Annotated in this window: 9 protein-coding genes; all 9 read left to right on the forward strand. The window is 70.4% G+C overall.

The genetic code is table 11. The features are described 5' to 3' along the window. Nucleotides 1-602, forward strand: a 602-nt coding sequence (locus J0670_RS18155; protein ID WP_374223122.1) for a molybdopterin dinucleotide binding domain-containing protein, incomplete at its 5' end; no start/stop codon positions are given. Further along, on the forward strand, nt 599-1936 hold the full coding sequence (gene nuoH, locus J0670_RS18160) for an NADH-quinone oxidoreductase subunit NuoH (protein WP_207812658.1): 1338 nt from the start codon (nt 599-601) through the stop codon (nt 1934-1936). The genes J0670_RS18155 and nuoH, both read left to right, overlap by 4 nt. Before the next feature lie 6 nt (nt 1937-1942). Beyond that, a complete protein-coding gene (gene nuoI, locus J0670_RS18165; protein WP_207812659.1) occupies nt 1943-2542 on the forward strand; it encodes an NADH-quinone oxidoreductase subunit NuoI in 600 nt (199 codons plus the stop codon). Next, a complete protein-coding gene (locus tag J0670_RS18170) occupies nt 2542-3519 on the forward strand; it encodes an NADH-quinone oxidoreductase subunit J (RefSeq protein WP_207812664.1) in 978 nt (325 codons plus the stop codon). Before nuoI ends, J0670_RS18170 begins: the two co-directional genes overlap by 1 nt. Continuing rightward, the gene (gene nuoK / locus J0670_RS18175; protein ID WP_188309222.1) at nt 3516-3815 is read left to right on the forward strand and encodes an NADH-quinone oxidoreductase subunit NuoK; all 300 of its coding nucleotides are present in this window, start codon (nt 3516-3518) and stop codon (nt 3813-3815) included. Before J0670_RS18170 ends, nuoK begins: the two co-directional genes overlap by 4 nt. 14 nt (nt 3816-3829) lie before the next feature. Next, the gene (nuoL, locus tag J0670_RS18180) at nt 3830-5725 is read left to right on the forward strand and encodes an NADH-quinone oxidoreductase subunit L (protein ID WP_207812660.1); all 1896 of its coding nucleotides are present in this window, start codon (nt 3830-3832) and stop codon (nt 5723-5725) included. Nucleotides 5726-5762: 37 nt separating this feature from the next. Further along, the gene (locus tag J0670_RS18185) at nt 5763-7382 is read left to right on the forward strand and encodes an NADH-quinone oxidoreductase subunit M (protein ID WP_207812661.1); all 1620 of its coding nucleotides are present in this window, start codon (nt 5763-5765) and stop codon (nt 7380-7382) included. Further along, complete coding sequence (gene nuoN, locus J0670_RS18190; protein WP_207812662.1) at nt 7379-9016, forward strand: NADH-quinone oxidoreductase subunit NuoN; 1638 nt, start codon at nt 7379-7381, stop codon at nt 9014-9016. Before J0670_RS18185 ends, nuoN begins: the two co-directional genes overlap by 4 nt. A gap of 252 nt (nt 9017-9268) precedes the next feature. Then, complete coding sequence (locus tag J0670_RS18195; RefSeq protein WP_207812663.1) at nt 9269-10279, forward strand: polyprenyl synthetase family protein; 1011 nt, start codon at nt 9269-9271, stop codon at nt 10277-10279. Nucleotides 10280-10351 lie beyond the last annotated feature (72 nt).

Here is a 10351-nt window from a genome sequence, read left to right on the forward strand (position 1 = left end):
CCTTCCTGGACTGGGAGGGCCGGGTGCGGATGTTCGAGGCCGCGTTGAAGCCGGACCAGCAGATGGGGCGTCATCTCCAGTCGGACCTCCGGGTGTTGGCGATGCTGGCGGACGCGATGGGGCGGCGGCTGGGGCTGGCGGACGTGCGGGCGGCGCGGCTGGAGCTGGACCGCTTCGGGCCGTGGCGGGGTGAGCGCGCGGCGGCGCCGGCGGCGCATCCGGGTGTGCTGCCGCGGCCGGCCTCCGGTCAGGCGGTGCTGGCGGGTTGGCGTCAGCTGTTGGACAACGGTTCGTTGCAGGAGGGCGATCCGCACCTGGCGGGCACCCGGCACGAGGCGGTGGCCCGGGTCTCCGTCGAGACCGCGAGGGAGATCGGCGCCGAGGGGGCGGCCGCGCTGCGGGTGACCGGTCCGGCCGGTTCGCTGGTGCTGCCGCTGGTGGTGACCGATTCGGTCCCGGACCGGACGGTCTGGGTGCCGCTCAACTCCACGCCGGGCGGCGCGTACAGCGCGCTCGGTACGACCGTCGGCCATCTGGTCACGATCGCCGCGGCCGAGCAGGCCCCGGTGGCGGCGGCCGAGGGCGAAGGGGAGGACCGATGACCACTCCGCAGCCGTACGAGACGCTCCACTTCTTCGGGCAGGACCCGTGGTGGCTGGTGCTGCTGAAGGCGGTGTTCTGCTTCGCGTTCCTGGTGCTGACGGTGCTGGTCGCGATCGTGTGGGAGCGCAAGGTGGTGGCCTGGATGCAGTTGCGCATCGGGCCGAACCGGCACGGCCCGTGGGGGATGCTGCAGTCGCTGGCGGACGGGGTGAAGCTGGCGCTGAAGGAAGACCTGGTGGTCAAGGGCTCGGACAAGGTGGTCTACGTCCTGGCCCCGATCGTCTGCGCGATCCCGGCGTTCATGGCGTTCGCGGTGATCCCGTTCGGTCCGGCGGGGAACGAGGTGTCGGTCTTCGGCACCCGGACGCCGTTGCAGCTGACGGACTTCCCGGTGGCGCTGCTGTACGTCCTGGCGACGGCCTCGGTGGGCATCTACGGGATCGTGCTGGCCGGTTGGTCGTCGGGTTCGACGTATCCGCTGCTGGGCGGGCTGCGTTCGTCCGCGCAGATGATCAGCTACGAGATCGCGATGGGTCTGTCGTTCGCGGCGGTGTTCGTCTACTCGGGTTCGATGTCGACGTCGGAGATCGTGGCGCACCAGCAGCCGACCTGGTTCGCGGCGCTGCTGCCGGTGTCGTTCATCGTGTACATCGTGGCGATGGTCGGTGAGACCAACCGGGCGCCGTTCGACCTTCCGGAGGCCGAGGGCGAGCTGGTGGGCGGTTTCAACACCGAGTACTCGTCGTTGAAGTTCGCGATGTTCATGCTGGCCGAGTACGTGAACATGGTGACGGTCTCCGCGGTGGCCTCGACCCTGTTCCTGGGCGGCTGGCGGGCTCCGTGGCCGGTGTCGACCTTCTGGGCGGGCGCCAACCACGGCTGGTGGCCGATGCTGTGGATCACGCTGAAGATCCAGTTGCTGCTGTTCTTCTTCATCTGGCTGCGCGGCACGCTGCCGCGGCTGCGCTACGACCAGTTCATGAAGCTGGGCTGGAAGGTGCTGATCCCGGTCTCGCTGGTGTGGCTGGTGCTGATCGCGAGCGTGCGGGCGCTGCGCAACGAGGGGTACGGCTTCGGCGAGGTGGTGCTGTACGTGGGCGCGCCGGTGGGCGTGATCCTGCTGCTGGCGCTGCTGCGGGACTTCCTGCGCAAGCAGCCGGAGGAGGCCGGGGACGGGGCGCCTCCCGAGGCCGGGTTCGATCCGATGGCGGGCGGCTATCCGGTGCCGCCGCTGCCGGGCCAGGTGCTTCCGCCGGTGCCGCGCAGGCCGAGCCGGGCGCCGAAGCAACTCCAGGACGCCCTCAACGGGGCCGACCATTCCGAAGGGAGCTGATCCGAGATGTCGTCCGACCAGACGGGCGCCGAGCGGGCCGACCGGCCGTCGATCCTCGGCCCGGCCGCCGGCTTCGGCGTGACCTTCAAGGCCATGTTCAAGAAGCGGCTCACCGAGCAGTACCCGGAGCAGAAGAAGCCCACCGCCCCGCGTTTCCACGGCCGCCACCAGCTGAACCGGCATCCGGACGGCCTGGAGAAGTGCGTCGGCTGCGAGTTGTGCGCGTGGGCCTGCCCGGCCGACGCGATCTACGTGGAGGGCGCGGACAACCGGGACGAGGAGCGTTACTCGCCGGGTGAGCGCTACGGCGCGGTGTACCAGATCAACTACGCCCGCTGCATCCTGTGCGGGCTGTGCATCGAGGCGTGCCCGACCCGGGCGCTGACCATGACCAACGAGTACGAGTTGGCGGACTCCTCGCGCCGGGACCTGATCTTCACCAAGGAGCAGCTGCTGGTGGGGCTGTCGGAGGGCATGGTCGACACCCCGCACGCGATCTTCCCGGGTGCGGACGAGGGCGCGTACTACCGGGGCGAGATCACCGGGGCGGCGCCGGGGACGGTCCGTCAGGAGCCTTCCGACCGGGAGAGGGAGGTGCAGCAGTGATCGCACATCTGGCGGCGGTGTCCGGGTCGACCTCCACGGGTGAGGCCGTTCAGTTCTGGGTGCTCGCGGTGGTGGCGGTCGGCGGTGCGCTGGGCATGCTGCTGATGCGCAAGGCGGTGCACAGCGCGCTGTGCCTGGCGGCCACGATGATGGCGCTGGCGGTCTGCTACATGGCGCAGGGGGCGGTGTTCCTGGGCGTGGTGCAGATCGTGGTCTACACCGGCGCGATCATGATGCTGTTCCTGTTCGTGGTGATGCTGGTCGGTGTGACCAGCGAGGACTCTCTGAAGGAGCAGTTGAAGGGGCAGCGGTTCGCGGCGGTGCTGTGCGGGCTGGGCTTCGGGGTGCTGCTGATCGCGGGGATCGCGAACGCGAGGCTGAACCACTTCACCGGGTTGTCCGAGGCGAACGCGGAGGGCAATGTGCCGGGTCTGGCCCGGTTGATCTTCACCCGGTACGTGTGGGCGTTCGAGGTGACCGGCGCGCTGCTGATCACGGCGGCGATCGGCGCGATGGTGCTGACCCACCGTGAGCGGGTGAAGGCTCCGAAGACGCAGCGTGAGCTGGCGGAACAGCGGGTGCGGGACAACCTCCAGGTGCCGCCGCTGCCGGCCCCGGGCGTGTACGCGCGGCACAACGCGGTGGACGTGCCGGCGCTGCTGCCGGACGGCACGGTCGCGGAGGATTCGGTGATGGCGACGCTGCGCGAGCGCGGCCAGGTGCGGGACGTGAGCCAGGCGATGCTGCGGCGGATGGCGGAGTTGGAGAACTCGACGGCGAACTGGCTGGGCCGTCCGTCCTCGGAGCGACCGCCGGTGTCCGGTGCGCGCAAGCCGCTGGAGCCGGCGGGCGCCAACCACGCCAACCACGCCAACCACGCCAACCACGCGAACAGCGCGAACAGCGCGAACAGCGCGAAGCACGTGAACAACGCCAACCACGCGAACCACGAGGGCGACGAGGAGGGCCTGCGGTGAATCCGGTCAACTACCTGTACCTGTCGGCCCTGTTGTTCACCATCGGCGCGTCCGGGGTGCTGATCCGGCGCAACGCGATCGTGCTGTTCATGTGCGTGGAGCTGATGCTGAACGCCTCGAACCTGGCGCTGGTGACGTTCTCGCGGCTGCACGGGACGCTGGACGGTCAGATCATCGCGTTCTTCACGATGGTGGTCGCGGCGGCCGAGGTCGTGGTCGGTCTCGCCATCATCGTCTCCATCTTCCGGACCAGGCACTCCGCTTCGGTCGACGACAGCAACCTGATGAAGCTGTAGGCGGAGGGCCTTCGGTGAACTCTCTCATTCCGCTGCTGGTGGCGGCTCCGTTGGCCGGTGCCGCCCTGCTGCTGCTCGGCGGCCGGGCGCTGGACCGGTTCGGTCACTGGCTGGCCACCGGGCTGGCCGCGCTCTCGTTCGGCTTCGGCCTGGTGCTCTTCTCCGACCTGCTGGGCCGCGGCGCCGAGCACCGGACGGTGACGACGCACCTGTTCAGCTGGGTGCCGGTGAACGGCTTCCAGGCGGACTTCTCGTTCCGGCTGGACCAGTTGTCGATGACCTTCGTGCTGCTGATCACGGGTGTCGGCACGCTGATCCACCTGTACTCGGTGGGCTACATGGCGCACGACGAGCGCCGGCGCCGCTTCTTCGCGTACCTGAACCTGTTCCTGGCCGCCATGCTGCTGCTGGTGGTCGCGGACAACTACCTGCTGCTGTACTTCGGTTGGGAGGGCGTGGGCCTGGCCTCGTACCTGCTGATCGGTTTCTGGCAGCACAAGCCGAGTGCGGCGACGGCGGCGAAGAAGGCGTTCATCGTCAACCGGGTCGGTGACCTGGGCCTGTCGATCGCGATCATGCTGATGTTCGCGGAGTTCGGCTCGTTCGCGTTCGGCCCGGTCTTCGGGGGCGCGTCCGGGGCGAGCGAGGGCAAGCTGACGGCGATCGGCCTGATGCTGCTGCTGGCGGCCTGCGGCAAGTCGGCGCAGGTGCCGTTGCAGTCCTGGCTCGGGGACGCGATGGAGGGCCCGACGCCGGTGTCGGCGCTGATCCACGCGGCGACGATGGTGACCGCGGGCGTCTACCTGATCACCCGCTCCTCGGCGATCTTCGACCTGGCACCGGACGCGCAGGCCGCCGTGGTGGTGGTCGGCGCGGTGACGCTGCTGTTCGGTGCGGTCGTCGGTTGTGCGAAGGACGACATCAAGAAGGCGCTGGCCGGTTCGACGATGTCGCAGATCGGCTACATGGTGATGGCGGCCGGGCTCGGCCCGATCGGCTACGCCTTCGCGATCATGCACCTGGTGACCCACGGCTTCTTCAAGGCGGGGCTGTTCCTCGGCGCCGGGTCGGTCATGCACGGCATGAACGACGAGGTGAACATGCGCCACTACGGCGGCCTGCGCAAGTACATGCCGGTCACCTTCGTCACCTTCGGCCTCGGCTACCTGGCGATCATCGGCTTCCCGGGCCTGTCCGGCTTCTTCTCCAAGGACAAGATCATCGAGGCGGCGTTCGCCAAGGGCGGCACCGAGGGCTGGATCCTCGGCCTGTGCGCGCTGGTCGGCGCCGCGGTGACGGCGTTCTACATGACCCGGGTCATGCTGCTGACCTTCTTCGGCGAGAAGCGCTGGCAGCCGGACGAGCGGGGCAACGCCCCGCACCCGCACGAGTCGCCGCGGACCATGACGGTCCCGATGGTGCTGCTGGCCTTCGGCTCGGTGTTCGCGGGCGGGATCTTCGCCTACAACGACTCCTTCCTGAAGTGGCTGGAGCCGGTCACCGGGCACAGCGAGGGCAACTCGCCGCTCGGTTCGTGGACCGTCACCGGGCTGACCACGGCCTGCATGCTGGCCGGCGTGGGCGTGTCGTACCTGATGTACGGCCGCTCGCCCGTCCCGGTGGTGCCGCCGGTCGGCTCCCCGCTCACCCGGGCGGCCCGCCGCGACCTGCTGCAGGACGACTTCAACCACGCCGCCCTGGTGCGTCCGGGCTCGGCGCTGACCGCGACGCTGGTCTACTTCGACAGCCGCGGCCTGGACGGCTTCGTCAACGGCCTGGCCGCCACCATCGGGGGCCTGTCCGGTCGGCTGCGGCGGGTCCAGAACGGCTTCGTCCGCTCCTACGCGCTCTCCATGTTCGGCGGCACGCTGGTGCTGGTCGCCTCGACTCTCCTGGTGAGGTCCTTCTGATGGACAACGAATCCACGACTCGCGGGGGAGGTGGCGCATGAGCGTGCTGCTGACCGCCACCTGCGCCGTCCCGGCGGCCGGCGCGGTGCTGACCGCCGCCCTGCCGGCCGGGTCGACCGAGGCCCGGCGCACCACCGTCAAGTACGCCGCCCTGGGCGCGTCCGCCGCCACCCTGGTGCTGGCCGCCGTGGTGGCGATGCGGTTCGACCCGCACGGCGCCCGCTACCAGCTGACCGAGTCGTACAGCTGGATCCGCTCCTTCGGCATCACCTTCTCGCTCGGCGTGGACGGCATCGGCGCGGTGCTGGCCCTGCTGACCGCCGTCCTGGTGCCGGTGGTGATGCTGGCGTCCTGGCACGACGCCGACCCGGCGCCCGCCGCGCCCGACGGCACGTTCGAGAACACCAGGAGGACCCAGGGCTTCTTCGCCCTGATCCTGGCGGTGGAGGCGATGGTGGTCGTCTCCTTCTACGCCCTCGACGTGTTCGTGTTCTACGTGTTCTTCGAAGCCATGCTGATCCCGATGTACTTCCTGATCGGCGGCTTCGGCGACCGGGCCGGCGGCCCCGATTCGGCCCGCCAGCGCTCCTACGCGGCCGTCAAGTTCCTGCTCTACAACCTGCTCGGCGGCCTGGTGATGCTGGCCGCCGTGATCGGCCTGTACGTGATCGCGCAGGACCAGGGCTTCGGCACCTTCGACCTGCCCGCCCTCACCTCGGCGATCGCCGACGGCAGGCTGCGGCTGTCCGGCACCGCCGAGAACGCGCTGTTCCTCGGCTTCTTCTTCGCCTTCGCGGTGAAGGCCCCGCTGTGGCCGCTGCACACCTGGCTGCCGAACGCGATGGGCGAGGCGACGGCCGGCACCGCGGTGCTGATCACCGCGGTGGTGGACAAGGTCGGCACCTTCGCGATGCTGCGCTTCTGCCTCGGGCTGTTCCCGGACGCCTCGAAGACCTTCGCCCCGGCGATCCTGGTCCTCTCGGTGATCGGGATCGTCTACGGCGCGCTGCTGGCCGTCGGCCAGAAGGACATCAAGCGGCTGGTCGCCTACGCGTCGATCTCGCACTTCGGCTTCATCATCATGGGCGTCTTCGCCCTGACCAGCCAGGGCCAGAGCGGCGCGACGCTCTACATGGTCAACCACGGCCTGTCCACGGCCGCGTGGATGCTGGTGGCCGGATTCCTGATCTCCCGCCGCGGCTCCCGGCTGATCGCCGACTACGGCGGCGTGCAGAAGGTCGCCCCGGTGCTCGCCGGGACGTTCCTGATCGGGGGCCTGGCCACCCTGTCGCTGCCGGGGCTGGCCCCGTTCGTCAGCGAGTTCCTGGTGCTGGTGGGCACGTTCACCCGTTACCCGGCGATCGGCGTCGTCGCCACCTTCGGCATCGTGCTGGCCGCGCTGTACGCCCTGCTGCTGTACCAGCGCACCATGACCGGCCCGGTGAAGGAGGGGGTGCGCGCGATGCCCGACCTCAAGGCCCGCGAACTCGCCGTCGTGGCGCCGCTGGTGGCGCTGACGATCCTGCTCGGCGTCTACCCCAAGCCGCTCACCGACCTGGTCAACCCCTCGGTGAACGCGACGCTCTCGCAGGTCCACGAGACCGACCCGGCGCCGGCCCACCCGGTCGCCGCCACCTCAGGAGGTGAGCAGAAGTGAGCGCCACCGCAGTGCTCGCCGCCGCCGGCGGCAACACCCCCAGCATCCCCGCGCCGCACATCGAGTACGGCCAACTCTCGCCGATGCTGGTGGTGTTCGGCGCCGCCGTGGCCGGCATCCTGGTCGAGGCCTTCGTGCCCCGGCGGCTGCGGCACTGGACCCAGGTGTCGCTCTCCCTGGTCGCCCTGATCGGCGCCTTCGTCGCGGTGGTGGTACTGGCCGCGCAGGGCCACGGCACGCCCCGGATCGACCTGCTGGCCATGGACTCGGTCGCCCTGGACGGCCCGGCGCTGTTCCTCCAGGGCGTGATCCTGCTGGTCGCGGTCGTCGCGGTGCTCACCTACGCCGAGCGCAGGCTGGAGCCCAGGGCGGGCGGCCTGCCCGCCGACGCGTTCGCCGCCCAGGCAGCCGCCACCCCCGGCGGCGAACAGGAGCGGGCCGCGGTCCGGGCCGGCTTCACCACCACCGAGGTCTTCCCGCTCACCCTGTTCGCGGTCGGCGGCATGCTGCTCTTCCCGGCCGCCAACGACCTGCTGACCATGTTCGTGGCGCTGGAGGTCTTCTCCCTGCCGCTGTACCTGCTGTGCGCGCTGGCCCGGCGCCGCCGCCTGCTGTCGCAGGAGTCGGCGGTCAAGTACTTCCTGCTCGGCTCCTTCGCCTCGGCCTTCTTCCTGTTCGGCACCGCCCTGCTGTACGGCTACGCGGGCAGCGTGAAGCTCGGCGACATCGCGGACGTCATCTCCGGCAAGGCGATGACCACCGCGGCGCAGCTGAGCACCACCCAGAGCGACGCGCTGCTGCTGACGGGCCTGGCGATGCTGGCGGTGGGCCTGCTGTTCAAGGTCGGCGCGGTGCCGTTCCACGCCTGGACGCCGGACGTCTACCAGGGCGCGCCGACCCCGGTGACGGGCTTCATGGCGTCGGCTACCAAGGTGGCGGCCTTCGGGGCGTTCCTGCGGCTGTTCTACGTGGCGTTCCCGGGCCTGCGGCTGGACTGGCGGCCCGTGATGTGGGGTGTGGCGATCCTCACCATGGTGGTGGGCGCGGTGCTGGCGGTGACCCAGCAGGACGTCAAGCGGCTGTTGGCGTACTCCTCGATCGCGCACGCCGGGTTCATCCTGACCGGGGTCATCGCGGTCAACAAGCAGGGCCTGTCCTCGGTGCTGTTCTACCTGCTGGCGTACTCCTTCGTGACGCTGGGCGCGTTCGCCGTGGTCACCCTGGTGCGTGACTCCAAGGGGGAGGCGACCCACCTGTCCAGCTGGGCGGGGCTGGGCCGGCGTTCGCCGCTGGTGGCGGCGGTGTTCGCGCTGTTCCTGCTGGCCTTCGCCGGGATTCCGCTGACCTCGGGTTTCACCGGGAAGTTCGCGGTGTTCCAGGCGGCGGCGGCCGGGGGGGCGACGCCGCTGGTGGTGGTGGGTGTGCTGAGTTCGGCGGTGGCCGCGTTCTTCTACATCCGGGTGATCGTGCTGATGTTCTTCTCGGATCCGAAGCCGGGCGGGCCGACGGTGGCGATTCCGAGCGCCTTCACGGCGACCGCGATCGGGGTGGGGGTGCTGGTGACGCTGGCCCTGGGCCTGCTGCCGCAGTACTTCCTGGACCTCGCCTCGAAGGCCTCGCTGTTCGCGTACTGACCGTCAGCGGTCGGTTTGCCGGAGGTCGGCCCGGATGTCCGGGCCGATCTCCGGCCTTTATTTCCGGGGGAATTCGCCCCCACCGCCGCTTTGCCCGTGGAGCCGCCCTGACCAGGGGTTCCGGCCCGATCATGACAGGATCCGCACGCCCGTGCAGTGATCCACTCGCGACCGGATACCCTGCCTGTATGGCCAGCGGCGGCACTCAGGGACCAGGCCGCTAGATCGACCAGGGACAGAGGAGTGGTCTTCGTGACCGTCGTGGAACCCTTCGGGCTCAGCGTGCAGGACCGCGACCTGACCCGGGACGTCCAGGCCGGACTGGAGGCGGTGGAGGCCGCGCTGGGCGAGGCCGTCAAGAGCGACGTCCCGTTCATCACCGTCACGGCGAGCCACCTCCTGGAGGCCGGCGGCAAGCGCTTCCGTCCGCTGCTCCTGCTGCTGGCTGCCCAGTTCGGCGACCCGGGCGCGCCCGGTGTGGTGCCGGCCGCGGTGGTGGTGGAGCTGACCCACCTGGCCACGCTGTACCACGACGACGTCATGGACGAGGCCCCGGTGCGCCGCGGCGCCCCCAGCGCCAACTCGCGCTGGGACAACTCGGTGGCCATCCTCACCGGTGACTTCCTGTTCTCCCGCGCCTCCCAGGTGCTGGCCGACCTCGGCCCGGAGGCGGTGCGGATGCAGGCCGAGGCCTTCGAGCGGCTGGTCACCGGCCAGATCCTGGAGACCCGCGGCCCCGGCCCGGAGATGGACCCGCTGCTGCACTACCTGGACGTGCTGGAGGGCAAGACCGGATCGCTGATCGCCGTCGCCTGCCGGATAGGAGCGCTGATGGCCGGCGCCGAGCCGTGGCTGGTGGACACCCTCGGCGAGTTCGGCGAGCGGATCGGCATCGCCTTCCAGCTGGCCGACGACGTGCTGGACATCGCCAGCGACGGCCACGAGTCCGGCAAGACGCCCGGCACCGACCTGCGCGAGGGCGTGCCGACCCTGCCGACCCTGCTGCTGCAGCAGATGCCGGCCGACCCGGCGGACCCGGACGACACCCGGCTGCGCGAGCTGCTGGAGCAGGACCTGTCCGACGACGAGGCGCACGCCGAGGCGCTGCGCCTGCTGCGCCGCCACCCGGCGCTGGAGCGTGCCCGCCGGGAGACCCTGCGCCACGCCGAGGAGGCCCGGGCGCTGCTCGCCTCGCTGCCGGACTGCGCGGCGAAGGCGGCCCTGGAGGGGCTCTGCGACGCGGTGGCGATCCGCACGATGTGACGGGGAGCGGCCCGCCGGATGTGACCGCGGCGGAGGTCCGCGCGATGCGACCGGGAGCGGTCCGCGCCGGTC

The organism is Streptomyces sp. FH025 (genome assembly GCF_017427025.1).
In the GTDB taxonomy this organism is placed as follows: domain Bacteria; phylum Actinomycetota; class Actinomycetes; order Streptomycetales; family Streptomycetaceae; genus Kitasatospora.

Bases quoted from the DNA above. Each gene is read 5' to 3' on its own strand.
- nuoH (WP_207812658.1), top strand. From the start codon at position 599: ATGACCACTCCGCAGCCGTACGAGACGCTCCACTTCTTCGGGCAGGAC.
- nuoI (WP_207812659.1), top strand. From the start codon at position 1,943: ATGTCGTCCGACCAGACGGGCGCCGAGCGGGCCGACCGGCCGTCGATC.
- J0670_RS18185 (WP_207812661.1), top strand. From the start codon at position 5,763: ATGAGCGTGCTGCTGACCGCCACCTGCGCCGTCCCGGCGGCCGGCGCG.